25 protein-coding genes, 4 tRNA genes and 4 pseudogenes are annotated in these 26,840 nt (G+C 23.7%); 15 read left to right on the forward strand and 18 right to left on the reverse strand.

Translation table 4 applies throughout. From position 1 onward, the window contains the following. Positions 1 to 163: 163 nt before the first annotated feature. The 7 genes from AACL24_RS15515 to AACL24_RS05380 all read right to left on the reverse strand — a co-directional run bounded on the left by AACL24_RS15515 (position 164) and on the right by AACL24_RS05380 (position 6,107). Positions 164 to 763 (reverse strand): ankyrin repeat domain-containing protein, encoded by a 600-nt coding sequence (locus AACL24_RS15515; protein ID WP_422398083.1) that lies wholly within the window; start codon positions 761 to 763, stop codon positions 164 to 166. Then, positions 764 to 2,074, reverse strand: coding sequence for an ankyrin repeat domain-containing protein (locus AACL24_RS05355; RefSeq protein ID WP_339049121.1), 1,311 nt, complete (start codon positions 2,072 to 2,074; stop codon positions 764 to 766). 160 nt (positions 2,075 to 2,234) lie between these two features. Then, positions 2,235 to 3,836 (reverse strand): magnesium-translocating P-type ATPase, encoded by a 1,602-nt coding sequence (mgtA, locus tag AACL24_RS05360; protein ID WP_339049122.1) that lies wholly within the window; start codon positions 3,834 to 3,836, stop codon positions 2,235 to 2,237. Between the two features lie 196 nt (positions 3,837 to 4,032). Continuing rightward, positions 4,033 to 4,440 carry a transposase family protein gene (locus tag AACL24_RS05365; RefSeq protein ID WP_339045908.1) on the reverse strand — a complete coding sequence of 136 codons (408 nt, stop codon included), beginning with the start codon at positions 4,438 to 4,440 and terminating at the stop codon, positions 4,033 to 4,035. Positions 4,441 to 4,463: 23 nt separating this feature from the next. After that, positions 4,464 to 4,886 (reverse strand): transposase family protein, encoded by a 423-nt coding sequence (locus AACL24_RS05370; protein ID WP_339045912.1) that lies wholly within the window; start codon positions 4,884 to 4,886, stop codon positions 4,464 to 4,466. Positions 4,887 to 4,973: 87 nt separating this feature from the next. Next, positions 4,974 to 5,672, reverse strand: a complete 699-nt coding sequence (locus AACL24_RS05375) for an HAD-IC family P-type ATPase (RefSeq protein WP_339049123.1) — start codon at positions 5,670 to 5,672, stop codon at positions 4,974 to 4,976. 213 nt (positions 5,673 to 5,885) lie between these two features. After that, complete coding sequence (locus tag AACL24_RS05380; protein ID WP_339049124.1) at positions 5,886 to 6,107, reverse strand: cation-transporting P-type ATPase; 222 nt, start codon at positions 6,105 to 6,107, stop codon at positions 5,886 to 5,888. A gap of 382 nt (positions 6,108 to 6,489) precedes the next feature. On the opposite strand from AACL24_RS05380, the gene AACL24_RS05385 reads away from it, so the two are divergent. The 10 genes and pseudogenes from AACL24_RS05385 (at position 6,490) to AACL24_RS15520 (ending at position 14,769) form a co-directional block, all read left to right on the forward strand. Continuing rightward, positions 6,490 to 6,690, forward strand: coding sequence for a hypothetical protein (locus tag AACL24_RS05385; protein ID WP_339049125.1), 201 nt, complete (start codon positions 6,490 to 6,492; stop codon positions 6,688 to 6,690). 69 nt (positions 6,691 to 6,759) lie between these two features. Continuing rightward, positions 6,760 to 7,374: a ribosome biogenesis GTP-binding protein YihA/YsxC gene (gene yihA, locus AACL24_RS05390; protein ID WP_338986744.1), complete on the forward strand. Its 615-nt coding sequence runs from the start codon at positions 6,760 to 6,762 to the stop codon at positions 7,372 to 7,374. Between the two features lie 240 nt (positions 7,375 to 7,614). Further along, positions 7,615 to 8,145: a hypothetical protein gene (locus AACL24_RS05395; RefSeq protein WP_339049126.1), complete on the forward strand. Its 531-nt coding sequence runs from the start codon at positions 7,615 to 7,617 to the stop codon at positions 8,143 to 8,145. A 215-nt stretch (positions 8,146 to 8,360) separates the two neighbouring features. Continuing rightward, entirely contained in the window at positions 8,361 to 8,576 is a 216-nt protein-coding gene (locus AACL24_RS05400) for a cation transporter (protein WP_252320823.1), read from the forward strand. Next, on the forward strand, positions 8,537 to 10,675 hold the full coding sequence (locus tag AACL24_RS05405; RefSeq protein ID WP_339049127.1) for a cation-translocating P-type ATPase: 2,139 nt from the start codon (positions 8,537 to 8,539) through the stop codon (positions 10,673 to 10,675). Before AACL24_RS05400 ends, AACL24_RS05405 begins: the two co-directional genes overlap by 40 nt. An 80-nt stretch (positions 10,676 to 10,755) precedes the next feature. Next, positions 10,756 to 11,584, forward strand: a pseudogene (locus tag AACL24_RS05410) (IS5 family transposase). 238 nt (positions 11,585 to 11,822) lie between these two features. Next, positions 11,823 to 12,095: a hypothetical protein gene (locus tag AACL24_RS05415; protein ID WP_339049128.1), complete on the forward strand. Its 273-nt coding sequence runs from the start codon at positions 11,823 to 11,825 to the stop codon at positions 12,093 to 12,095. 275 nt (positions 12,096 to 12,370) lie between these two features. Continuing rightward, complete coding sequence (locus tag AACL24_RS05420) at positions 12,371 to 12,793, forward strand: transposase family protein (protein WP_339045912.1); 423 nt, start codon at positions 12,371 to 12,373, stop codon at positions 12,791 to 12,793. Positions 12,794 to 12,816: 23 nt separating this feature from the next. After that, positions 12,817 to 13,215, forward strand: a complete 399-nt coding sequence (locus AACL24_RS05425; protein WP_339049129.1) for a transposase family protein — start codon at positions 12,817 to 12,819, stop codon at positions 13,213 to 13,215. A 142-nt stretch (positions 13,216 to 13,357) separates the two neighbouring features. Continuing rightward, a pseudogene (locus AACL24_RS15520) lies at positions 13,358 to 14,769 on the forward strand (IS256 family transposase). A gap of 466 nt (positions 14,770 to 15,235) precedes the next feature. Here the strand turns inward: AACL24_RS15520 and AACL24_RS05440 are convergent. The 5 genes from AACL24_RS05440 to AACL24_RS05460 all read right to left on the reverse strand — a co-directional run bounded on the left by AACL24_RS05440 (position 15,236) and on the right by AACL24_RS05460 (position 16,662). Then, positions 15,236 to 16,054 carry a Cof-type HAD-IIB family hydrolase gene (locus AACL24_RS05440; protein ID WP_252320908.1) on the reverse strand — a complete coding sequence of 273 codons (819 nt, stop codon included), beginning with the start codon at positions 16,052 to 16,054 and terminating at the stop codon, positions 15,236 to 15,238. A 212-nt stretch (positions 16,055 to 16,266) separates the two neighbouring features. Then, positions 16,267 to 16,351 (reverse strand) — tRNA-Leu (locus AACL24_RS05445). 5 nt (positions 16,352 to 16,356) lie between these two features. Next, a tRNA-Lys gene (locus tag AACL24_RS05450) sits at positions 16,357 to 16,432 on the reverse strand. A gap of 56 nt (positions 16,433 to 16,488) precedes the next feature. Then, positions 16,489 to 16,563 (reverse strand) — tRNA-Glu (locus AACL24_RS05455). Positions 16,564 to 16,587: 24 nt separating this feature from the next. Continuing rightward, positions 16,588 to 16,662, reverse strand: a tRNA-Asn gene (locus tag AACL24_RS05460). Positions 16,663 to 16,907: 245 nt separating this feature from the next. Between AACL24_RS05460 and AACL24_RS05465 the strand changes: the two genes are divergently transcribed. Next, on the forward strand, positions 16,908 to 17,168 hold the full coding sequence (locus AACL24_RS05465) for a hypothetical protein (RefSeq protein WP_339049132.1): 261 nt from the start codon (positions 16,908 to 16,910) through the stop codon (positions 17,166 to 17,168). 2 nt (positions 17,169 to 17,170) lie between these two features. Here AACL24_RS05465 and AACL24_RS05470 read toward each other — a convergent pair. The 4 genes from AACL24_RS05470 to AACL24_RS05485 form a co-directional block, all read right to left on the reverse strand. Further along, positions 17,171 to 18,291, reverse strand: a protein-coding gene (locus tag AACL24_RS05470) for an IS3 family transposase (protein ID WP_339049133.1) whose coding sequence is annotated in 2 segments (ribosomal slippage) — positions 17,171 to 18,048 and positions 18,048 to 18,291 — 1,122 coding nt in all. Because the reading frame shifts where the segments join, the coding sequence is not laid out codon by codon here. Positions 18,292 to 18,338: 47 nt separating this feature from the next. Continuing rightward, on the reverse strand, positions 18,339 to 19,127 hold the full coding sequence (locus AACL24_RS05475; protein WP_339049134.1) for a hypothetical protein: 789 nt from the start codon (positions 19,125 to 19,127) through the stop codon (positions 18,339 to 18,341). A gap of 13 nt (positions 19,128 to 19,140) precedes the next feature. Continuing rightward, positions 19,141 to 19,995, reverse strand: a complete 855-nt coding sequence (locus AACL24_RS05480; RefSeq protein WP_339049135.1) for a bifunctional 5,10-methylenetetrahydrofolate dehydrogenase/5,10-methenyltetrahydrofolate cyclohydrolase — start codon at positions 19,993 to 19,995, stop codon at positions 19,141 to 19,143. A 21-nt stretch (positions 19,996 to 20,016) separates the two neighbouring features. Next, positions 20,017 to 21,504, reverse strand: a complete 1,488-nt coding sequence (locus tag AACL24_RS05485; protein WP_339049136.1) for a TrkH family potassium uptake protein — start codon at positions 21,502 to 21,504, stop codon at positions 20,017 to 20,019. A gap of 166 nt (positions 21,505 to 21,670) precedes the next feature. On the opposite strand from AACL24_RS05485, the gene AACL24_RS05490 reads away from it, so the two are divergent. The 4 genes from AACL24_RS05490 (at position 21,671) to AACL24_RS05505 (ending at position 24,444) form a co-directional block, all read left to right on the forward strand. Next, positions 21,671 to 22,504 carry a TrkA family potassium uptake protein gene (locus tag AACL24_RS05490; RefSeq protein WP_339049137.1) on the forward strand — a complete coding sequence of 278 codons (834 nt, stop codon included), beginning with the start codon at positions 21,671 to 21,673 and terminating at the stop codon, positions 22,502 to 22,504. 164 nt (positions 22,505 to 22,668) lie between these two features. Beyond that, positions 22,669 to 23,418 (forward strand): hypothetical protein, encoded by a 750-nt coding sequence (locus AACL24_RS05495; protein WP_339049138.1) that lies wholly within the window; start codon positions 22,669 to 22,671, stop codon positions 23,416 to 23,418. Positions 23,419 to 23,536: 118 nt separating this feature from the next. After that, the gene (locus AACL24_RS05500) at positions 23,537 to 23,806 is read left to right on the forward strand and encodes a hypothetical protein (protein WP_339049139.1); all 270 of its coding nucleotides are present in this window, start codon (positions 23,537 to 23,539) and stop codon (positions 23,804 to 23,806) included. A 218-nt stretch (positions 23,807 to 24,024) separates the two neighbouring features. Then, positions 24,025 to 24,444 (forward strand): hypothetical protein, encoded by a 420-nt coding sequence (locus tag AACL24_RS05505; protein ID WP_339049140.1) that lies wholly within the window; start codon positions 24,025 to 24,027, stop codon positions 24,442 to 24,444. 188 nt (positions 24,445 to 24,632) lie between these two features. On the opposite strand, the pseudogene AACL24_RS05510 reads toward AACL24_RS05505, so the two are convergent. Next, positions 24,633 to 25,367: pseudogene (locus AACL24_RS05510) on the reverse strand (IS256 family transposase); the annotation flags it as partial. Positions 25,368 to 25,563: 196 nt separating this feature from the next. Beyond that, positions 25,564 to 26,803, reverse strand: a pseudogene (locus AACL24_RS05515) (IS256 family transposase). Positions 26,804 to 26,840: the final 37 nt, after the last annotated feature.

Genomic DNA, 26,840 nt, shown 5'->3' on the forward strand with positions numbered 1-26,840 from the left:
CTTTGTAAAACAAAGATAGACAGATTACATAAAAGCCTCTTTTTTATTCATAGTTTTGTTCCTTTTTCTTTTAAATTTATTTTTGTGTTATTTAGAATTTTATCATGAAAAAATACAAAAAAATATTATTATTTTTTAATTTTTATATTTCTATTTTTAAAAATTATATTTTTAAAGAATTTGATTTATCACATTTATTTGGTAAAAGATGATTTTGTAAATCTGTAGAATTTATTTGTTCTTTTCAAGAATTTGATTCATTAATTATTTTTTGTATTTCTAAATGTCCATTTCTAGTAGCTCATGTTAAAGCACTATCACCATTAGCATCTAAATGACTAATATCTACACCATTTTTTATTAAAGTGTTAACTACATCTAGGTGTCCTTCTTTGGCAGCTCATATTAGAGCATTATCACCAAAGTAATTAATATGATTAAGGTCAATTCCATTTTTTATTAAAGTGTTAACTACATCTAGGTGTCCTTCTTTGGCAGCTCATATTAGAGCATTATTACCAAATTTAGTTATATGATTAATAATATCACTATTTTTTGTTAATAAAGTATCAACTATTTTTGTGTGTCCGTTTCTGGAAGCTCATATTAAGGCATTTTCACCAATATTATTTTCATGATTAATGTTAATATCATTTTTTATTAAAATTTTAACTATATCTAAGTGTCCATTTTTAGCAGCTATTATTAAAGCAGTATTATTAAATTTAGTTCTATGTAGAATTACATCAGAGTTTATTTTAATTTAAGTATCAACTATTTCTGTGTATCCGTTTCTGGTTGCTATTATTAAAGCACTATCACCATTACCATCTATGTGATTAATATCAACATTTTTTGTTTTTAGGAAATTGATAACTATTTTTGTGTGTCCGTTTTCAATAGATAATATTAAAAACGTGTTTTTATTTTTGTCTATATAATTAACATCAACATTATTTTTTAATAAATTATTAATTATTGCTATGTGTCGATTTTCGGTGGATATTGTTAAAGCAGTATCACCAAAGTCATTTATATAATTAATAATATCACTATTTTTTGTTAATAAAGTATCAACTATTTTTGTGTGTCCGTTTCTGGCGGCACATATTAGAGCAGTATCGCCATTTATATCTTTATCATAAACATTAGCATTATTAGTTAATAGTATGTTAACTATTTCTGTGTGTCCGTTTCTGGCGGCACATATTAGAGCAGTATCATCATTTGTATCTTTATGATTAATATTAGCACCATGTTCTAGTAAAGTGTTAACAATTTTTGTATAACCATTTTCAGCTGCTCATATTAGAGCACTATCATTAAAGTCATTTGTATGATTAAGGTCAATTTTATTTTTTATTAAAGTGTTAACTACATCTAGGTGTACTTCTTTGGCTGCTCATATTAAAGCACTATTTTTGTTTTTATCTACATTATTAATGTTAGCACCATATGCTAGTAAAATTTTAACTATTTCCAAATAACCTTTTCTGGCGGCTATTATTAAAGCAGAGTCACCAAGGTTGTTTACATGATTATTAACGTCATTATCTTTTGTTATTAAAACTTTAACTGTTTCTGTGTGTCCGTTTTCAGTAGCTCATATTAGAGCAGTATCACCAAATATATTTGTATCATTAATATAAGCACCATTTTTTAATAAAGTTTTAATTGTATTTACATGCCCATTTTGTGCTGCTGATATTAGAGCAGTATTACTAATTCAATTTTTGTGATTAATAATCTTACTATTTGTTGCTAATAAAGTGTTAACTACTTCTGTGTGTCCATTTTTAGCAGCCATTCTTAAAGCATCATCACCAAAATCATTTATATGGTTAATATTATCGTTATTTTTTAATAAAGTTTGAACAATTTTTAAATTACCATGTTCAGCAGCTATTGTTAATGGACTATTACGATGTTCATCTACATAATTAACATCAGCGTTATTTTTTAATAAAGTTTGGGTTAATTCTAAATCATCATGTTTAGCGGCTTTAATTAATTTTTCATTTTTATTAATATTTATAGTTGTATTTAATTTAGATATTTCTTTTAAATTAGACATTTTTTTCTCCTATCAAATTAAAAAACCTATTTATTTTAAAACTAAAATAAATAGGTAAAAACTTATATTAAGTTTGAAAAAATTATAGCATAAGATTTATTTCTATAGTAAATATAGATAATTGCTATTTAAAATTGCAAACTTTAAGATTAATTAGCTGTTATAATATTTTTTTAAATACTTTAATATATCCCATTTTTATTAATTGACTTAGCACACAATAAGTCATGATTATTCCTAAAACAATTGGAATATAGACTGGCGGTGGTCCTACCATATTCATTTGATGACCAATGTAAGTATAAGGTAAACTTAATCCAATGGTACAAATAACAATTGCCATTATATTTACTGGTCAAGTACCACGACTTTGAATAAAAGGAATTTTTTCAGTTCTAAACATTTGTACTATTAATGTTTGCGTTAATAAACCTTCAATAAATCATCCTGAGTTGAACATATTAATATTTTCTGCAGAAGTATTAGCAAAGACACCAAATCCAAATCCTAAAATTGCAAAAGTAGAGATATCAAAAATGCTACTTATAGGTCCATTAATAAAAGCAAATGGTAACATTCCTTTTGGATTTCAGCGTTGTGGTTTTAATAAAAATGATGGATCAACACGATCAAAGGCAATAGTAAATTGTGAAATATCATATAATAAATTTTGAAATAATAATTGTACTGGTGACATTGGTGCAAAAGCAAATCATGCTGATGCTACTAGCACACTAAAGACATTACCAAAGTTAGAAGCAATCGTAATTTTAATATATTTTAAAATATTACCAAAAATGCGACGACCTTCAATAATCCCTTTTTCTAAAACTAATAATGATTTTTCTAATAAAATGATATCTGATGCTTCTTTTGCAATATTAGTAGCATTATCAACAGAAATTCCAACATCAGCATTTCTTAATACTAAAGCATCATTAATACCATCACCCATGAAACCAACGACGTGATCATTACTTTTTAAAGTTTGAATAATCTTTGCCTTTTGTAATGGGTTTAGTTTAACAAAAATATTATTATTTTCAACAATTCTTTTTAATTCATATTCAGTTAGGCCAGTTAATTGTTCACCAGAAATTAATCCTTTAATTTCTAGATTAACACGATTACAAATTGCTCTTGTTACTAATTCATTATCACCAGTTAATATTTTAAGATCAACACCATGTGTTTTTAGCAATTTGATCATTTTTGTTGCTGTAGGTTTTGGTGTATCAAGAAAAGTTACAAAACCAAGAAAAATTAAATTTTTTTCGTTTGTTTCATTATATTTATTATTAGTAAGATTTGTATCTTCATATGAGACACCTAAGACACGTAATCCTTGTTCATTTAATTTTGTTATTTTTTTATTAATCATTTTCATTAAATCAGAATTTAATGGTATTACTTTATCTTGATAAACTATACGATTACATGTATTAATAACTTCTTCAATTGCACCTTTACAAATTAATTTTTTATTATTTAATTTATCTTCTAAAACAACTGTTAATTTACGACGATTAAAATCAAAAGGAATTTCATCAATTTTTTGATAATAATTACTTATATTTTTTAATTTATTTTTTTCTCCAAATTCAAGTATTGAATTATCCATTGGATTTTTTATTCCTGTTTGAAAATAACTATTTAAATAAATAAACTTAATTAAATAGTTATTTGTTTTATTGTCCAATGTTATATGGTTGACTACTTCAATATTATCATTAGTTAAAGTTCCTGTTTTATCAGTGGACATATTCCGTAATTAAATTTAATTAATTGTCAATAAAATTGTTTTAAAACTATTTAGTGTTATTGAATATAGAAATAAATATTTTTTGAAAAAATAGTTTAAAAAATGAGTTTACATTTTAAACAAAAAATTGTTAATAATATTTTTATATTAACTCGATAAAAATTTAAATTTTAAAAAAATATTTTTAATATTTTTTTTATTTTAATGGTTTTATTTTATTAAAAATTTCACAAAGTAAGTTAAATCTTAAGTACATAAGTCTAAATTTAGATTTTCTACATTTATTTACTAAAATTTTGAATCTTTTCAATCAAGCAAAGACATGTTCAACTTTAATTCTAATTTTAGATACAATCTTATTGTATTTTCTTTCTTGTTTAGTTAATTTTTTATTTTTAGTTCTTTTAATTGGTATTATTGTATTTTTATAAATATTTTGTATACCTTGATATCCTAAATCACCAATAATTATTGTTTTTTCTGAAAATTCAAGATTTGAATTTTTTAATATTTGAAAATCATGCACTTTACCATTATCAGCAAAAATATCAACAATTTTTTTATTAAAAAAATCATATACAATTTGAAATTTTATAGAATACATTCAACTTTTACCAGAAAAATATTCTAACTGTAGTTTTTTTTAGTTGGTCTTTCAATTTCAATCTCAGTTGAATCAATTAAATAAAATTGAAATTCATTTGAATTTTCTTGTTTTTTATCAATTTTTAATTTATATCTTTCTTTTAAAAATTGGTAATCTTTGTGGTTACTAAGTTTATTTTCTACTCAAGTAATATTTCGAAAACAACTTGATGGGCTCATTTTAGATTTAATACTCATTTGAAAAAAAGTATAATATTCTTTTCAGTATAATAAAGTCATCATTAATCTTTCTTCTACTGAAAGTTTATTTTTTCGACCTTTATTTTTTTCTAATTTTTCTATTTCAATTAATTTTTCTAACATTTCATTAAAATGAAAACGTTTTATACCAAAATATCTATAAAATTCTTCATTTTTTAATTTTTTTAAATTTTCAAAAATCATTTTTATCAACACTTTTCTAAATTTATTGTTAATAACAAAATTATAAAATAAATTTTAAAATTATTAATTGACTTTTAAAAAATTTAATTACGGAATATGTCTAGTACATAAAATATCAATTGCACCTAAATTTTGAATAGCAGCTAGTTGTTTAACAACTACTTTTTGTTTACTCATTTTACTAGCACCTCGTGCTAGATTAGAGGTAACAATCATTGGTAGCATTTCAGGAGTCAAACCAACAGCAACCGAAATTGAAAAAATAAATGCTGCAGGTCAATCGTTTTTTAAAAGGCCATTGATAATTAACACAATGGGTACCATTACTAGCATAAAGCAAATTAACATTAAAGTAACGCGTTTAATTCCTTTGGAAAAACTGCTTAATGGACGTTGTTTATTTATTGTATCAGCAATAGTAGCGAAGTAAGTGTTAGTAGCTGTTGCTATAACAATAGCAATTGCACTTCCAGAAACAACACTTGTTCCCATAAAACAAATATTTTGTAAATCAAATAAGTTTTGATATGCAGGCTCGTTAATAGCGTGTTTTTCAGTAGGTAGTGATTCTCCTGTTAATGATGATTGATTAATAAATAAATCGTTGCTTAATAAAATTTTTAAATCAGCAGGAATTAAATCACCTGCTGATAAATAAATTAAATCACCAGGTAACAATTCATTAACATTTATTTCTTGTGCTTGTTTAATTATTTTAATTGAGTTTTCTTTAGTAATTTGATTAATGTTTATATTACGAATAACAGTAGTTGTATTTTTGACCAAAATTGTTAAATGTTTAGTAATAAAAAAAGCTCGTATTGATTGAATGTAAATTAGGGTTCCGCTTAATAAAATCATAGTTCCAACAATAATAGCGGCAACCAATGAATAAATTGAAGTATCATTTGTTGTAAAATATGAGAATAAATTATAGATAGTAATAATTGCTAAAATTATATTGAATGGTCCAAAATATGCTTTTAAAAATTCTAAAATTTAATTAAATTTTGTATTTTTTAAAGTATTAATACCATATTTTTTTCTTCTTATTTCAATTTGGTCTGTTTTAAGACCAAAATTATGTAAATCTAAATTTTTTAGTAATTGTTTTTGGTTAAATTGTGCAATTTGTTTAATATAATCACCATTTGTGTAAACTAATGGTTTTTTAAAACTAAATTGTAATTTAAAATAAATTTTGTTTAAAAAAATCTTCATAATTTCTTTACCTCGTTATTTTTCTTATTTTAAGACTTTTAAATAAGGATTTAGAAATTTATTAACACGCTAAAAAAATATTTTTTTAGTAAAAATACTAGGAGAATATTTGACTGAATCTTTATTTAAAAGTACACTTTTAAAATTACTAATTTTTAAATTAGTATTATTTTTATTATTATAAATGGAATCGCTGTCAGTCATGATATCACTCTCCTTTATCCTTTGACATTTTAACATGTTTCTCTTTAAAAAGATAACTTTTTTTAATTTATATAATTTTAGAAAAAAGATGATTACTATAAAATATTCAAATTTATTTTATGTTATTATTAATTAATGTTACGTGTTACTTTAATAATTAAAATAATAGGAGGTAAACATGAATACATTTGTAATAGTTGGTATTATTATAATAGCTATTGCTATTATTAGTTTTATGTTATTATTTAAAATTATAAAATGACTTGCTATTTGTATTATTGTTGGTGGTATCATTTTTGCTGCATTATTTTTTGGTTTTGGTATATGACCATTAGATAATATTCATTTTACTAATTTTATTAATATTAATAAAAATTAAAATAATAAATAATAATTAGTTTAAATTTTAACTATTGACTATAATATATTTTTGAATAAGAGGTAAAAAATGGAACGAATTAAGCAAGCACAATTTTTAACTAGTGCTATTAAAGAAGAACAATGGCCGCAGGATGAAATTCCTGAATTTTGTTTTGTTGGTCGCAGTAATGTTGGTAAATCAACATTTTTAAATACAATTTGTAATAATGGTAAGTTAGCTAGAGTTTCACAAACACCTGGTAAAACACAAATGCTAAATTTTTTTACAATTAATAATAATATTTGTCGCTTTGTTGATGTTCCTGGCTATGGTTTTGCTAAAGTATCAAATGAAAAAAAAATCCAATTTGCGACAATGATGGATGAATATTTTCAGTCACGAAAAAATTTAAAAGCAGTTTTTTTATTATTAGATTTAAGACATGCACCCAGTAAAGATGATATTGATATGTTGGAATATTTACAACATTATCATTTAAAAATTCATTTAATTGCTACTAAAGTTGATAAAGTTAAAAATAGTCAATTAGTAAAAAATAAAAAATTAATATTATCAACTTTAAAACTTAGCACTAATACTCCTATTATTTTATTTTCTAGTATTAGTAAACAAGGAATTGATTTAGTAATTAGTAAATTAGCAGATGATGTTAATACTGATGAAGTTGAAGTAGAAACTTAATAGTATAATATTTGTTGCTATAAAAAAAGATAAAAGTTGTTTAATATGTATATATTCTTATCTATTTATTTATATTGATTATAAACCAGTATATTTATAAATTGTATATGATAGTTTGTAATTATTAAAAATATCAATATTCAGTATAGAATATAATAATAATTAAATTTAATATAAGTTTTTAACTCATTATTTTGATAAAAATAAATGAGTTTTTATTTGAAAGGAAGATTAAAAGAAATGCCTATAAAAAATGAAATTTTACAAAATTTTGAAGCAAAATCAGAAGAAAATGTAGAACAAAAACCTACAAAATGAAAAGAGTTTAAAACAAAACATCGAACAACCGCAAAAATTATAAAAGTGACTAAAGGTGTTGCTACTGGTGCTGCTGGTGGTGGCTTATATATTAATCCTATTGCTCAAATGAGCGCTTTAGTTAATGCTACTGTTGCGGGTGGTGTTAGTGTTGTTAGTGACCGTTCTGAAGAACAATTAGAAACTGATATGATAACTGCTGCTAGTGCTGGTGCTGTTGGTGGGATTGTCAATGCTGTAATATTACCTGTTTGTATTCCTGTTGGTGCTGGTATTGGTGCTGTTGGTGGTGCTATTACTTTTGGCATAGATGCAGCAAAAAAATTTGATGAAAAACAAAGAAGACAAATTGAAGTTGACAATGATAAGTTTGCAGATAAAAAAACTGCTATAAATAATATAGATTCACAAATTGAAGTAAAAATAGAATCAAAGAAAATGGCCAGTTTATAATTAATTTTTAGATTTAAGATAGTCTATGTTATAATATAAATATATTACTTTTTAATTACTTTTTAAGGTAATAAATCGCCAATCATGTTATTGGGTATTTAGTTTTTTTAATATTTTTTAACATTAAAATGTGTATAATTTATTTTTGTATATATTGTGTGTTAAAAAATAATAAAAAAGATTAAAATATTAAAATTTGAGGAGATGAAGTTAATATGAATAATACAAGTGATATAAATGATAATTTTGTTATTAGTAGAGCAGTACTGTCAGATGTTTCATGTACCTCTTGTGCTAGTGTCATCGAAAGACATTTTACCAAAGAAGATGGTATTACTGTTAGTATCAATTTTGCTACTAAAAAAGCACAATTTAGTTATGATCCTAAGTTTTGAAATGAAAAAAAATTAAAAAAGCAATGCATCATTTAGGATATGAAATTTGTAAGTTTGAAACTGAGATTAAAGATATAAAAACGAGTCACCAAGTTGATATGAAAGATATTACAGATGATCATAGTAGTCATAGTCATCATAGTAGTCATAGTCATAGTAGTGAACAACATCAATCTCATATGTCAGAACAACATCATAATCATCAACATAATGTTAAATTACGTGATTTAATTGAACTTCTTATTGGTTGAATATTGTTACTACCATTATTATTAATTATGATACCTAATACTTCATTTTTTGATAGTTTACGTAATCCTTATGTCCAACTTGCACTAGCACTTCCAATTCAATTTTATTTTGGTCGTAAATTTTATATTGGTATTTATCGAGAATTAATTAAACAAAAATGACCTGGTATGCATACTTTAGTAGCACTAGGAACAACAACGGCATTTATTTTTTCTATTTATTTAATGATAATTAATAAAATCGAACACTTATATTTTGAAGTTAGTGCTTCAATTATTATGATTGTTTTACTTGGTGATTTAATTAGTGCTGTTGCACAGAAAAGGGCTACTAGTGGCTTAGAAAGTTTAATGTCATTAAAACCAAAATCAATCTTAAAATATGATTATAATACCAAAACAGAAACTTTTATTAATATTGAAGATGTACAATTAAATGATATTTTAATTATTCGAAAAGGTGAAAATATTCCTACTGATGGTCAATTAATTAGTGAAGAAGCATTTATTAATGAATCAATTTTAACTGGTGAATCGCAAGTTATTACGAAACAAGTTAACCAAAATTTAATTGGTGGAACTAATAATGTTGGTGATACTTTTAGGATGAAAGCAACTAAAATTGGTAAAGACACAGTATTAGCAAGTATTATTAAGGCAGTTGAAGATGCACAATCTCAGAAACCAAAATTACAAAAATTGGCTGATAAAATTTCTGGGTGATTTACACCAACTGTTATTTTAATTGCCATTTTAGTTTTTCTTATTCGTTATTTTGCAGTAGGTAATGGTGTGCAAGAATCATTAGAAATTGCAATTGCAACTTTAATAATTGCTTGTCCTTGTGCATTAGGGATTGCAACACCATTAGCAGTTGCTGTTGGAATTAATAAAGCAGCAAAAATAGGAATCATTTATAATAAGGCTAGTGCTTTTGAAAAAATTACTAAGATTGATACCATTTGTTTTGATAAAACAGGAACATTAACTACTGGTAATTTGGTTATTACTAAAATTTATGGTCAAGAAAAACATGTTAATAAGGCAATTGCTATGGAAAAACATTCAACACATCCTTTGGCTTTAGCTTTTTCTTTATATGCTAATACTAATAATGTTGGACAATCATTGACAATTACCGAAGTTAAAGAACAAATTGGTTTTGGTATTAAAGCAAAATATCAAACTGAAGAATTACAAATTTCATCACTTGAAAATTTACAAAAAGCAAAAATGCCATTTAGTCCATTTCTAAAAACATTTGATTTTGAAACAGTTACTCCTAGCCAGAAAGTATTGGCATTGGCAATTAATAAAGTTGTTACTAATATTTTTATTTTAGAAGATGAATTACAAACAAATGCATTATTAACAATTGAAAAAGTTAAAAAACAGGGAATTGAGGTTATTTTAATTAGTGGTGATAATGAATCACAAACACTTGCTATTGCTAATCGCATTGGGATAGAAACATACTTTGCTAATGTTACACCACAAGGTAAATCACAAATTGTTGCTGATTTACAAGCAAAAGGGAAAAAAGTAGCGTTTGTTGGTGATGGTATTAATGATGTTATTGCCTTAGAACAATCTGATTTAGCAATTGCAATGGGATCTGGTAGTGATATTGCTAAAAAAATTGGTGATATTACTATTCTTGATAATGATATTAGTATTGTTTATAAGGCTATTGTTTTAACTAAAAAAACTAAAAATAATATTTGAATGAATTTTATTTGAGCATTTAGTTATAATATTATCATTATTCCATTAGCTGCTGCCGGATTTATTATTCCACCGTTGGCTGCAATTGCGATGGCTCTTTCTGATATAACTGTTGTTGGAAATTCATTAATTTTTAAATGAAGAAAATATAAATATTAGATAATAGACTTCTTGCAAAACCTATCTATTAAAAATTAAATTTTTAAAATAAAATTAAAAATAAAAAAGATAGGTAATCTATGATCTTTGATAAATTAAAAACTATTAACAATCCAGAATTATTAAGATTAACTGGTATAAATGATATTATTTTTAATAAAATTCTAGAAATTTTAAAGACAGAAGAAGTAAAAAAGTTTAAAAATGGTGGTACACCTAATAAATTATCATTAGAAAATCGTTTATTAATGACTTTAGAATATTGAAGAGAGTATCGAACTTATTTTCATATTGCTAAAAGTTATGGAATTAGTGAAAGTAGTTGCTATAGGAATATCAAGTGAATAGAAAATACTTTAATAAAACATCCTGATTTTCAACAACTTGATGGGCAAAAATCACTGTTAAATAATAATTTTAAAGATAAAACAGTTATCATTGATGTGACTGAAAGTACTATTCAACGCCCAAAAAAAGTCAAAAACAATATTATTCAGGAAAAAAGAAAAAACATACAATAAAAACTCAAGTCATAATTGAAAAAGATAGTAAAAAATTATAAGTTCTTATTTTTCTTATGGTAAAAATCATGATTTTAAAATTTTAAAAAATTCAAAAACGAAATTTTTATCAGAAACAACTATTTTAGTAGATTTAGGATATCAAGGTATACAAAACATACATAAAAATGTCTTATTACCTAAACGAAAATCAAAGAAAAACCCTTTAACTAAAGAAGAAAAGAAAAATAATAAGGCTATTTCAAAAATGAGAGTTGTTATTGAACATGTTTTTGCGATTCTTAAAAAATTTAAAATTATTAGTGAAAAATATCGAAATAGAAGAAAAAAATTTGCATTAAGATTTAATTTAATAGCTTCAATTTATAATTTACAATTATTAATTTAAATATATTTGATAATTTAATATTTTATTTTTTTATTTGAAATAATAATTTTTGTTGTATTTTAATGACAAAAAATAAAACATATTTTGAACAATAATTTTTAAAAAATATTAAAAGTGTTATTAAAATAAATTTTTAAACTTAAAAAATGTGATTAATATCATAGTTTTGCAAGAAGTCTAATATATAAATTAATAATAAATAAAAAAGTACTTTATTTTTTTGAAAGGGGAAATTTAAATGGCTAGACAAAACAAAGAAAAAAGAGCAGAGCTTGATCAAAAGATATCTATTTTACAGGAAATGATACGTATTATAGAAGAAAAAAATAATGTTGAACCAAACCCTGATGAAAAGTTGATTAGAATTAATCAACTGATAATTGATGATTATAAGAACAAACTTTCTCTATTAGTAAAAGAAAGAGAAAATAATGATTGAGAAACAATTAATTTAGAAGATATTGATAAACCTTCAACAAGTCAAAATAAATGAAATTTATCAAAAATATAAAAAAAGTTACCAATTAAGGTAACTTTTTTTATATTTTTAAAAATTAAAAGGTAATGTTTAGTAATCTGTGTAACTTACAAAAATAACTATGTTTAATTAGTTCTAGTAAATATAATTAATTTTCTAGAAAGAGTGAGTTACAGATGGCTAAAAAGCAAAATATTAATAACAATAGACATATTCCGTAATTAAATTTTTTAAAAGTCAATTAATAATTTTAAAATTTATTTTATAATTTTGTTATTAACAATAAATTTAGAAAAGTGTTGATAAAAATGATTTTTGAAAATTTAAAAAAATTAAAAAATGAAGAATTTTATAGATATTTTGGTATAAAACGTTTTCATTTTAATGAAATGTTAGAAAAATTAATTGAAATAGAAAAATTAGAAAAAAATAAAGGTCGAAAAAATAAACTTTCAGTAGAAGAAAGATTAATGATGACTTTATTATACTGAAAAGAATATTATACTTTTTTTCAAATGAGTATTAAATCTAAAATGAGCCCATCAAGTTGTTTTCGAAATATTACTTGAGTAGAAAATAAACTTAGTAACCACAAAGATTACCAATTTTTAAAAGAAAGATATAAATTAAAAATTGATAAAAAACAAGAAAATTCAAATGAATTTCAATTTTATTTAATTGATTCAACTGAGATTGAAATTGAAAGACCAACTAAAAAAAACTACAGTTAGAATATTTTTCTGGTAAAAGTTGAATGTATTCTATAAAATTTCAAATTGTATATGATTTTTTTAATAAAAAAATTGTTCATATTTTTGCTGATAATGGTAAAGTGCATGATTTTCAAATATTAAAAAATTCAAATCTTGAATTTTCAGAAAAAACAATAATTATTGGTGATTTAGGATATCAAGGTATACAAAATATTTATAAAAATACAATAATACCAATTAAAAGAACTAAAAATAAAAAATTAACTAAACAAGAAAGAAAATACAATAAGATTGTATCTAAAATTAGAATTAAAGTTGAACATGTCTTTGCTTGATTGAAAAGATTCAAAATTTTAGTAAATAAATGTAGAAAATCTAAATTTAGACTTATGTACTTAAGATTTAACTTACTTTGTGAAATTTTTATCGAGTTAATATAAAAATATTATTAACAATTTTTTGTTTAAAATGTAAACTCATTTTTTAAACTATTTTTTCAAAAAATATTTATTTCTATATTCAATAACACTAAATAGTTTTAAAACAATTTTATTGACAATTAATTAAATTTAATTACGGAATATGTCCAATGATCCAATATCACAAGCAGTAGATTTATTATTAGAAAATACTGAAGATTTAACAACAGTTTTTAAAGAGGGAGGATTGTATAAAGAATTAACAAAAAGATTAGTAGAAAAAATGTTGAATTCTGAGATGCAAAATTATTTAGGATATGATAAGAATCAACATAGTAATAGTGACAATACTCGTAATGGTATAAGTTCAAAAAAATTAATAACCCAACAAGGTAAAATTGAAATTGATGTACCAAGAGATCGTAATAGTAATTTTAATCCTGTAATAGTTGCAAAAAGACAAAGAAGATTTGATGGTTTTGATCAACAAGTTCTTTCTTTATATGCAAAAGGTATGACATTATCAGATATTAGAACCTGTTTAGGATCTTTTTTCATGTTCAAAAAATTTTAACAAAATACAGGCAAATTATTTAAAAAGCACTTATATTTTTTTTAATAATAAAAATAAAAAAAATAAAATACATTTAATCATGTTATTTTTAACATAAATTAAAACTCAAAAACTGTATTAATAATTTTTCAAAAGATTCCAAACAGGTTCTTAGAATGCAATTACAAGAGTTATATCATGGTGCTGATATTAGTGAAAGTGTTATTAGTCAAATTACTGATGATGTTATTGATGACGTCAAAGCATGGCAAAATCAACCATTAGATAGTGTTTATCCGATTGTTTATTTTGATTGTATAGTAGTTAAAGTACGACAAGATAAACGGATTATTAATAAATCAGTTTATATAGCTTTAGGAGTTGATTTAGAAGGTAAAAAAGATGTTTTAGGTTTATGAATTAGTGAAAATGAAGGTGCTAAATTTTGATTAGCCAATTTCACAGAAATGAAAAATCGTGGCTTAAATGATATTCTGATTGCTTGTAGTGATAATTTAACAGGCATGTCAGAAGCAATACAATCATTTTATCCTAAAACCGAACATCAATTATGCATCGTTCATCAAATTAGAAATAGTTTGAAATATGTCTCATATAAGCATAGAAAATCTCTAGTTGCAGATTTAAAACCAATTTATAGTGCATGTAGTGAAGAACAAGCAATGCAAGCTTTAGAATCATTTGAAAATAAAAGAACTAAACAATATCCACAAATTGCTAAATCTTGATATAAAAATTGAGATAATTTAATGGTTTTTATTAGTTATCCTGCAGAAATAAAAAGGGTAATTTATACCACAAATGCTATTGAATCTGTTAATAGTCAATTACGAAAAGTCATCAGAAATAAAAAAGTTTTTCCTAACGATATGTCAGTTTTTAAAATATTTTATTTAGCAATTGACAATATAACAAAAAAATGAACAATGCCCATTCAAAATTGAAATACAGCAATTGCTCATTTTATGATAAAATTTGAAGACAGAATTAATCTGAATTAGTAACTTTGTAAAACAAAAAAACACAGATTATTAAAAAGCCTCAATTAAAACGTACCTTTCTCTATAACCCTACTAGGTAAGTATTTTGATTATACTTTATCATTGTTGATTTGTATAGCAATTTTAGTGTTTTTTTAAAATTTTAATATTTTTTATATTTAAAAGAGTCAGATTTTAAATCTGACTCTTTTAAGGAATTATCTATCTATCTATTTGTTTTTAGGATTTTCTTTAGCATTAGCTCATAATGCTGCTGCTTTTCCAAAAGCCTCAGTGTGTTTTAATTCTGGGTGTTCTGCTTTAACTTTTGGCAATGTAGTTTTCATAAAGATATTAAAAACAGTAGGTTTTTTTTGCTGCCATATTTTCCTTCTCCTTTCACTTTTCTTATATTATTATTATAATATATTTTAATTATTAGTTTGTTAATAAACTATAAGAGTATATTTTTAAAAATATTAAGTTTTTATTTTTTAAAAACATAATTATTAATAATATATCCAACTCCATGTTCATCATTATTTGGAGCAATAGTTTTACCATATGGTTTTAAAGCAATATTAGCATTTTCCATTACTATTGGATGACCAGATACTTCAAACATTGGTAAATCATTAAATCCATCACCAATCGTTAATGCATCTTTAGTGTCAATATTTAAATGATTACATAATCATTGTAGTGCTGAACCTTTATTAATGTTTTTATTACCAATTGAAAAAACATTTGTATGATATTGAACAATTGTTAAATCCGGAAAGTTAGTTTCAAAATTATTAATGAATTTTGTAATTTCATTAGCCTTTCAATATTTTTCTAAAATAACCATTACTTTTGAAATTGGCATTTTAATATCAGTACTATTAGTTAACTTAATAATTTTAATTTGCAGATTTTCAACTCATGTACTTCAACTATTAGCCGCATGGTTAACATACAAAGTATCAATACTATTAAAATGTAAAATCATTTGTTTATTATATTTGGTTAATCATTCATAAAGTTTAATTGTTGTTTCTGAATTTAATTGTTGTAAATAAATTCATTTTTGTTTAGTATATGATCAAATTTCAGCGCCATCATTACCAATAATATAACCATCATATTTTTCAGCATTAATCATTTTACCAACACGAATAGCATTTTCACCATATCTACCTGTATTAATTACAACTTTAATATTATTTTTTTGAGCTTTTAAACAAGCATTAAGATTAATTTCACTTAACGCACTGCCACTATCAAATAAAGTACCATCTACATCAGTAAAAATTATTTTTACCATCAATCATTTCCTGCTTTCTTTTTTCTATTATTTTATTAATATTATAAAGATAAAATAATAAAATACTATATATTTCCATAGAATAAAATTTCTTAAATTAAAATAAAATATTATATTTTAAATATAATATTTTATTTTAATTTTTATATAATAAAAATTTCAAAAAAGAAAAAACCTTTAATGAAAAACATAAAGGTTAATAAAATAATGTATGGTGCGGAACAAGGGACTTGAACCCTCATGCCTTTCGGCGCCAGAGCCTAAATCTGGTGCGTCTGCCAGTTTCGCCAATTCCGCATTTTTGGTGTCCCGTATAGGCCTCGAACCTACAACCCTCAGATTAAGAGTCTGATGCTCTGCCAATTGAGCTAACGAGACATCTAGGGGAATAAAAAACAAGTAATTATAATACTTGCAGTCTAAATATTAATTAATGGTGACTCGTACGGGGATCGAACCCGTAATGTAGGAATGAAAATCCTATGTGTTTACCAATTCACCAACGAGCCGTAGAAAACAAGAGTTTAGAATAATGGCGCCCAGTATAGGATTTGAACCTATGACACTTCGATTAACAGTCGAATGCTCTGCCGCTGAGCTAACCGGGCATTTACTAAACCTTAATTATTATATTGAAGAAAAGTATAATTTGCAATAACTAATAAAGTTTTTTTTATTTTTTTCTTGATTACGGCAATGTATATGATTTATTAATCATTTTTTTAAATTAAATATAATAATAACTTAAGTATTATTTGTAATAATGAATACTATTAATCGTAAAAGTAATTAGAAAGAAGTAAACATAGAAATCATGTAGAATTACATTATTAATATAAAGGGGTTTTAATTTATGAAGTTATTATTAGCAACATTAAGTTTTTTAACATTTGGAACAACTGTAGGAACTTTTGGAAATGTATTAAGTACGAATCTAAGCAAAATAAATAATAGTATTAAAGAAACTTATACTATAATTCCTAATTCATTTAGTTTGAAAAATGAATTAAGAAAAGAAAAAATGAATACTGATAATATTGATATTGATATGTTAGATGGAATGACAAAGGCTATTATTCGTTATATGTCAGATTGGAATGGCAACACTTTTTAGGACTATTTTTTGGTAAACATTTGTTGTTGATATTTAACTGGAGTTAAGTAGTTTAAAGTGCTGTGAATTCTTATATTGTTATATCAATTGATGTAATCAAATAATTCTAATTTTAATTGGATTAATGATGTAAAATTTTTATCATTAATAAATTCGGTTTTAAAAGTTTTAAAAGTTGCTTCAGCAACAGCATTATCATAAGGACAACCTTTTTTACTTAAAGAACGGTTAATGTTGAATGCTAGTAAAAGTTTATCAATAATTTTATTGTTAAATTCATTACCGCGATCACTATGAAATATTTGAATATCTTTTAAACAGCGATTTGATTGCATAAATGCTTGATGTACTAATGATGCATCTTTTTTAACTCCAACACTATGTCCGATAATTTCGCGGTTAAATAGGTCTATTAATAGGCAAATATAGTTTCACCTACCATTAACTTGTACATAAGTTAAATCACTAACAATAACTTCATTTTTAATCCTATTATTAAATTTTCTATTAACAAGATTAGTTATTTGACTATCGTTAACTTTGTTATTATGATTTTTGAATGATAATTTAGTATATTTTGATATTAAATTATGTTCATTCATAATTTTTTTAATTTTTCTGCGCGATAAATAAATTTCTTGGTTTTCTAGAATTTTTTTTAATCTTCTAGTACCATAAACTTTTTTATTTTCTTTAAAAGCACTAATAACAGCTTCATCATAAATATTATTTTTGATTTTATTTTCTTTTTTCTTTAAATTAAAATAATATGTTGATTTAGATATTTTTAAAAAACGACACATTGTGCGAATTTTATATTTAGCTTTATTTTTGACAATAATTTCTATTTTCTGCCTATTATTAGTGCTGCTTGCTTTAAAATATCATTTTCCATTCGTAATTGCTTTAATTCTTTTCTTAATTTAATTAATTCATTTTCTTCAAAAGAACGATTATCTTTAGTTTTAAAACTTCCTGAATTACTAAATTGCTTAATTCAATTGTAAGTAGCTGCTCTTGTAACATTATATTCTTTAGCAAGGCAAGATACTGATTTGCCACTTTGATATAAAGCTACTATTTGTTTTTTAAATTCATCGGTATATGAGTTAATATTGGCCATAATTATAGTTTCTTTCTTTTAACAAATTTGTTTACTTGTCTACGTAATTAGTGTCCAATAAATTGTAACCCATCCAAATTTAAAAAGTTAAATATGATTGTAAATAAAAAGGCTAAAATTGAAATAAATATTGAAATAAATGATGATCAATTTCTTTTTCATCAATTAGAATTTTTATATTTATAACCTTTAGTAGTAATTTCAGTTTCAGTTTCAACATATTTTATTGTAATTTCATGATTTCTTTTAAATAATAGTTCTTTTATTAAAAAATCTGATGAATTTCTAAAAGTAAAACGTAATTTTTCATTTAAAGAAACTTCTTTATTTAAAGTATCTTTATCTGTTCATCAATATCCAACATCGTTAAATTCTTCTCAATCTTTTTCAAAGGAAGAAATATTGAAATTATTTTTTTCTATTTTTGAGGTTCAAACTTTTACAACGTAAATATTATTTTTTGATATTAAATTATTTTTTAAAAGAAATAAGTTTTGATTAATTTTATTAATAAACTCATTAGTTTTTAAATTATATTCAGTGTTAATATTTATATATTTTTTACTTAAAATATAATCTCAAGCAAAATTATTCATTCCTTTTATTCAATCATCATATAATTTTTGTGTATTAACTTCTATTTTAAAAATAATAGTATTATTTTCATTATGTATTTGATAATCTGAATAATTTTCTGGTTTTAAAAAATGTAAAGGACTATCAAAATAAACACTATTTGTTGAAATAGTTTCTTTTAAAAACTTAAATTTTAATAATTCTAAATTATTTTTTTCAATATTATTTAATCTTTTTTTAATCCAATTTTTCTTTAACAATTGATTCTCCAATTTAATTATATTTATTATTTAATTGATAGCAAATCATTAAATTTTCTAATAACATGGCAATAGTCATTGGTCCAACACCACCAGGCACAGGAGTAATTGCTGAAGCGGTATTTTTCATTGTTTCAAAATTAATATCACCAACAACTTTTTTTTCTTTACCTTGATAATTAATTGCTACATCAATAATAACAACATCATGTTTAACTTGACTACTATTAATAATATTATAGACACCAGTAGCACTACAAATGATATCAGCTTCTTTAGTATAAAGAGTTAAGTCTTTAGTTAATTTATGAACAATGCTAACAGTTGCTCCCATATTAGTTAATGATAAAGCCAATGGTTTACCAACAATATTACTATCGTTAATGATAGTAATATTTTGTTTAGAAATGGGAATTTGATAGTGATTTAGTAATTTTAAAATACCTTTTACTGTACAAGGCAACATTGCTTTTTTATCACCTTGTAATAATCTTCCGGCATTAATATTTGTTAAACCATCAACATCTTTATTAATAGTAATGCTATTAATAATTGCTAATGTATCTAAATGTTTTGGTAGTGGTAATTGTACTAAAATTCCATCAATATTATTATCACTATTTAATTGTTCAATTTTATTAATTATTTCTTTTTGTGTTACTACTGTTGTTAGTGAAAATACTTGTCCATCAATACCACATTCTTGACATGCTTTAATTTTAGTTCGTACGTAAATTTGTGATGCTAAATCTTCACCAATAATTATTACTGCTAGTTTAGGTTTACGATTAGTAATAGTTGTTACTTGTGCTTTAATTTTTGCTTTAATTTGCTGGGCAATTATTTTACCATCTAAAATTTTTATCATATGTGTTCACCGTTTCTTAATTTATCCAATTAATACGTTTTCTTCAACTCTACTTATCGTTGGTTTTGATTTACGATCACTTCAAGCAAGAACAGTAGTTGATACTCCTAATTGTCCCACAAACATGACAAAAATTAAACTAAGTTGACTAAAAATACCTAATTTCGAATTATCAAATAATGAAAGTCCTGTTGTTCCAAAAGCACTTGAAACATCAAAAATTACTTGTGCAAAGGTCATATCAGAATTATCTGTTATAAAAACATTTTCAATTGTGATAATCATTACTGATACAAAAACTAAAATAAAACCAAGTGTGCCGACTATAAATGACATACGAACAGTTTGATTAGGAATTTTACGCTTGAATACAAAAACATCATTACGGCCACGGGCAATATTAAAAATTGTTAAAAGAATGATTGCTAAAGTTGTCGTTCTAATTCCTCCGGCAGTACTTGCTGGTGAAGAACCAATTCACATCATTAATGATTGGATCATTTGTGAGGCAAGGTGAAATTTATTTAAGTCAACTGTATAGTATCCAGCATTTCTTGTTGACATTGTATTAAAAAAAACAGCCATAATTGCATCAGATGTCGATAAATTTTTAAAAATGGGCTCTTGCCTTGATGGAGTTATGACATTACGTGAAAAATATTCAATAAACATAACACTAATAACACCCAATATCGCAACTAAAAAATATGTTATTAATGTTAGTTTAGTAAATAAACTAAATCTAAATTTTTTACCATGAGTTTTATTTTTAATTCAATGATATAAATCATAATAAACAGGAAAACCAATACCACCAATTACAAATTCAATAATAAAAATTCACTGCACAAAATAATCACTCTGAAAAGGTTCTAATGAAGTTATACCAACTATATCAAAACCAGCATTATTAACAGCAGAAATCGAGTGGAAAATTCCCGATCATAATGCTAATAGTATGTGATTATAGTAACCTGTATTATTGTTTATACCATATTCTATTCCTGAGATAGGCACAAAATAAAAATATAAAAATAAAACAATTGCTCCCAAAAATTCAGTAATTGTCATAACAATAATCCCAATTTTTAATACATCAATAGTCGTTCCTAATTTATTAGAGCCACGTTCACCTTGCATTAGTAATCTTTCTCTTAAACTAGTATGTCGATTAAATACAAATAAGGATAATATTGCTAGTTTAACTGTAATTAAACCAATACCACCAAATTTAATTAAAATTAAAATAATAAATTGCCCAAAGAAAGTAAAGTCATTAGCAGTGCTTTTTACTGTTAAACCAGTATCAGAAAACGCACTACTAGCAGTAAAAAGGGCAGGCAAAAAGTTTCATTGTCCTTTTGTTGTGGCAATTGGTGTCATTAAAATTATTGTTCCAACTAATAAAGTGAAAAAATATAAATTAAACATTTGTCGGGGACGAGTTTTACCAACAAAAATAATTTTAAAAATATTTTTTACACTACGATAATTAACCTTAGATAGCATCAAAAAACTCCTAAAATAACATTTTCTTTTATTATTATACTATACTATAGTCATTTCTATTAAATATTAGTTTTAAATTTAAAATACCAATATTTTAAGAATTAGTTTATAATTTAGTATAATATAACATATTTAAGTAAATATTATTTAAGGAAGAAGGATATAGATGTCTTCATCAGAAAATGATTTTTGTGTCATTGGTTTAGGTAAATTCGGAATTTCAGTTGTTAAAACTTTAGAAGAATTAGGTAAAGTTACATTAGCTATTGATAAAAGAGAAGACCGTTGTCAATTAGTTTCATCAATAGCTTCTGAAACTTTAATTTTAGATTCAACTAATCGTGATGCATTAGATGATGCCGGAATTCACAAAGTGCAAAATATTATTATTGCTATTGGTTCTGATTTAGCAGCTTCAATTGTTACTGCTGTTCATGTTTTAGCAATTCATCGTGAACACAATACATTATCATCACTTAATCTTATTGCTAAAGCTGTTGATAGTACTCACCAACTAATCTTAGAAGCAATTGGTATTACTAATATTATTTTATCTGAAACAGAAGCTGGTAAGAAAGCTGCATATCGTGCTATTTGAAAATTAGGAGTAGATTTAACTACAGTTGATGAAAAGTACTCAATAGCTAATGTAATTGTTAAAAATACTAAGTTTACAAATAAAAAACTAGAAACTTTAAAAATTCCTAGCAATTATAAAATTAACTTAGTTGCAATTAAACGTCATGGTAAAGTTATTATTCCTAGTAGAAATGAAATATTAATGTTAAATGATGAACTATTATTTATTAGTTCTAATGAAAATATTAATTCTGTTTGTAATGATTTTTCAATTGGTGATACTAATAAAATATTTGAACCTACTATTAATAAAACGGTAAAGAAAAAGCGTTCATTTTGAAATTGATTCAGAAGAAATAAGAAAAAGAAAAAACATAAAAAATTAAAGAAAAAGGAAGTTAAGAAAGAAAAAAAACACTAATAAAAAAACAAAATTAATTATAAGAAAATTGTTTTTTATTTTTAGAAATATTAATGTATTATCATTGTAATAAAATTTCTAAATTTTAATTTAAATATAAGTTTTTAACCGATTGCTTTATTTTTTAAAGTAAATAGGTTTTTTATTTTTTGAAGGAAAATATTATGTATACAATGGAAAAAAATAAGAAAGTACTAATTAAAAAAATAGAACAAATTTTTGAAATAATTCAAATTAATCAAAAAAATTTAAGCAAAGAAAGAATACGGAAACATAACCAAAAACCTGAGGTTGGAACTAAAAAATTAAAATATGCTCAAAGGCCTGAAGTGAAAGCAAGAAAGCGAGAATCTTATCAAAGATGGTCTCAAAAAAATAAAGAAAAAATACAAAAATATAATCACAGATGATGTCAAAAAAATAAAGAAAAAATACGAAAATATTATCAAAGACCCGAAGTGAAAGCAAGAAAGCGAGAATATAATCAAAAACCTGAAGTGAAAGCAAGAAAACGAGAATATTATTACAGATCATGTCAAAAAAATAAAGAAAAAATGAGAGAACATATTCAAATTCCTATAGAGTGAGATAATACTCAAATTTGCAAAAATTCAAAAGACATTAAAACAAAATATGCGACAGTAATAGTAAAGCAAAAAGTTGATGATAAGATAATGCTTTCTAACATCGTACCAATGCCAGTAACTCAAAGTAATGAAGAACAAGAAATAGTACACAAGGCAGATATATTTAACGTTAAAGGTTTATCTAATGGTATTAATAACATTGAAACTAATATTTTTGAAAGACCAGAGGTACCTAAAACGCCCGAGATTATTGATATCATTTTAGACATGTCAGAAAATAAGATATTTTCTAATGTCAATGGTAAAGTAATTAGTAATAGTATTTAAAAGGAAAAAATATCAAAAGTATAAGTAAATTCTATTAATATTTAATAATTTACTAAATTAAGGAAAATTTATTTATTTAGTATTTAAAATAATAATTTTATGCAAAGGATGAAGAACAATGGACAATTATATTTATTTTTTTAGTAATAAATGAACACAATATAAAATAAAATGTTTGGATAAAAAAATACCAATTCTAAAAGAGAAATTTGATTCACTTAAAATTATTGAAGATTGAACAAATTCCTTAATCTTAGAATTAAATGATGAAATAAATAATTATTCATATAATTTTCAATTAACTACTTTAAAAGAGGTTTTTTTACCAAAAATACTTGAAGATTTTATTAATTTTAAAAAAAATAAAAGTATTAAATTTGTTTATTAATAAACAAATTGAAAAAGATAATTTTTCTAAAAAAACATTTAAAGAAAATTTTATTGAAAGTATTAAGATTTAGATCTTATTTTAATAGTAAATTGATAGAAACAGAAAGCGATTTACTAACTTTAAATAGTAAAATAAAACTTTTATGAAAAGAAATTTTTGATAGAGACATAAAATTTTTACAAAAACAACAGCAGAAGTTAAAACAAAAAAATATCTTGATAGAAAATCAAAAGACAAAATTAAAAGAAAATATTAAAGATATTAAAGATAAATTAGAAAAAGAATTAAAAGCTGATTATCAAAATAATAAACTTACTAATTTTAAAGTTCTTTTAGAAATACCAAAAAAAGCAAATTTTAAAATAGCATCTTTAGAAAAACAAATTACTAATTTAGAAATTAAGCAATATGAATTACATGTTCAAATGCAAACATTACAACAAAAAAATAATGAATTACATGAAAAGATACAACAATTACAACAAAAAAATAATGAATCAAATTTGAATCAAAGAAATATTAATAATCAAACAATAACTATCCAATTAAAAAAACCAGAATTGACAAATAAAACATTAGTTAATAATTTAACAATGTCATTACAATTTTTAAGACCAACAAGTAATTTTAATTAAAATTAAGAAAGTTACTTAAAAGAATAAAAATAAATATTTTATTAAAATATTCATTAATTGTTAATAAGACAAATGATGATTTAGTAATTAAAGGAAATTTAATTGAAAATATAGATTTTAAATAAAATATTAGTATATAAAATTGAGAGGCTTTTTAATAATCTGTGTTTCTTTGTTTTACAAAGTTACTAATTCAGATTAATTCTGTCTTCAAATTTTATCATAAAATGAGCAATTGCTGTATTTCAATTTTGAATGGGCATTGTTCATTTTTTTGTTATATTGTCAATTGCTAAATAAAATATTTTAAAAACTGACATATCGTTAGGAAAAACTTTTTTATTTCTGATAACTTTTCGTAATTGACTATTAACAGATTCAATAGCATTTGTGGTATAAATTACCCTTTTTATTTCTGCAGGATAACTAATAAAAACCATTAAATTATCTCAATTTTTATATCAAGATTTAGCAATTTGTGGATATTGTTTAGTTCATTTATTTTCAAATGATTCTAAAGCTTGCATTGCTTGTTCTTCACTACATGCAGTATAAATTGGTTTTAAATCTGCAACTAGAGATTTTCTATGCTTATATGAGACATATTTCAAACTATTTCTAATTTCATGAACGATGCATAATTGATGTTCGGTTTTAGGATAAACTGATTGTATTGCTTCTGACATGCCTGTTAAATTATCACTACAAGCAATCAGAATATCATTTAAGCCATGATTTTTCATTTCTGTGAAATTGGCTAATCAAAATTTAGAACCTTCATTTTCATTAATTCATAAACCTAAAACATCTTTTTTACCTTCTAAATCAACTCCTAAAGCTATATAAACTGATTTATTAATAATCCGTTTATCTTGTCGTACTTTAACTACTATACAATCAAAATAAACAATCGGATAAACACTAGACTTCTTGCAAAACTATGATATTAATCACATTTTTTAAGTTTAAAAATTTATTTTAATAACACTTTTAATATTTTTTAAAAATTATTGTTCAAAATATGTTTTATTTTTTGTCATTAAAATACAACAAAAATTATTATTTCAAATAAAAAAATGAGACTTTTATGTAATCTGTGTATCTTTGTTTTACAAAGTACTAGTTTAGATTAATTCTATCTTCAAATTTTATCATAAAATGAGCAATTGCTGTATTTCAATTTTGAATGGGCATTGTTCATTTTTTTTGTTATATTTTCAATTGCTAAATAAAATATTTTAAAAACTGCCATATCATTAGGAAAAACTTTTTTATTTCTGATAACTTTTCGTAATTGACTATTTACAGATTCAATAGCATTTGTTGTATAAATAACTCTTTTGATTTCTGTAGGATAACTAATAAAAACCATTAAATTATCTCAATTTTTATATCAAGATTTAGCAATTTGAGGATATTGTTTATTTCACTTATTTTCAAAGGATTCTAAAGCCTGCATTGCTTGTTCTTCACTACATGCAGTATAAATTGGTTTTAAATCTGCAACTAGAGATTTTCTATGCTTATATGAGACATATTTCAAACTATTTCTAATTTGATGAACTATGCATAATTGATGTTCTGTTTTAAGATAAACTGATTGTATTGCTTCTGACATGCCTGTTAAATTATCACTGCAGGCAATAAGAATATCATTTAAGCCACGATTTTTCATTTCTGTTAAATTTGCTAATCAAAATTTAGCACCTTCATTTTCACTAATTCATAAACCTAAAACATCTTTTTTACCTTCTAAATCAACTCCTAAAGCTATATAAACTGATTTATTAATAATCCTTTTATCTTGTCGTACTTTCACTACTATGCAATCAAAATAAACAATCGGATAGACACTTTCTAATGGTCGATTTTGCCATGCTTTTACATCATCAATAACATCATCAGTAATTTGACTAATAACACTTTCACTAATATCAGCACCATGATATAACTCTTGTAATTGCATTCTAATATCTGATAATGTCATACCTTTTGCATATAAAGAAAGAACTTGTTGATCAAAACCATCAAATCTTCTTTGTCTTTTTGCAACTATTATAGGATTAAAATTACTATTGCGATCTCGTGGTACATCAATCTCAATTTTACCTTGTTGAGTTATTATTTTTTTTGAACTTATACCATTACGAGCATTGTCACTATTACTATGTTGATTCTTTTCATATCCCAAATAATTTTGCATCTCAGAATTCAACATTTTTTCTACTAATCTTTTTGTTAATTCTTTATATAATCCTCCCTTTTTAAAAACTGTTGTTAAATCTTCAGTATTTTCTAATAATAAATCTACTGCTTTTGATATTGGATCATTATTATTAATATTTTGCTTTTTAGCCATCTGTAACTCACTCTTTCTAGTCATTTAATTATATTTA

The organism is Spiroplasma endosymbiont of Colias croceus, assembly GCF_964020095.1.
Lineage (GTDB): Bacteria > Bacillota_I > Bacilli_A > Mycoplasmatales > VBWQ01 > Spiroplasma_E.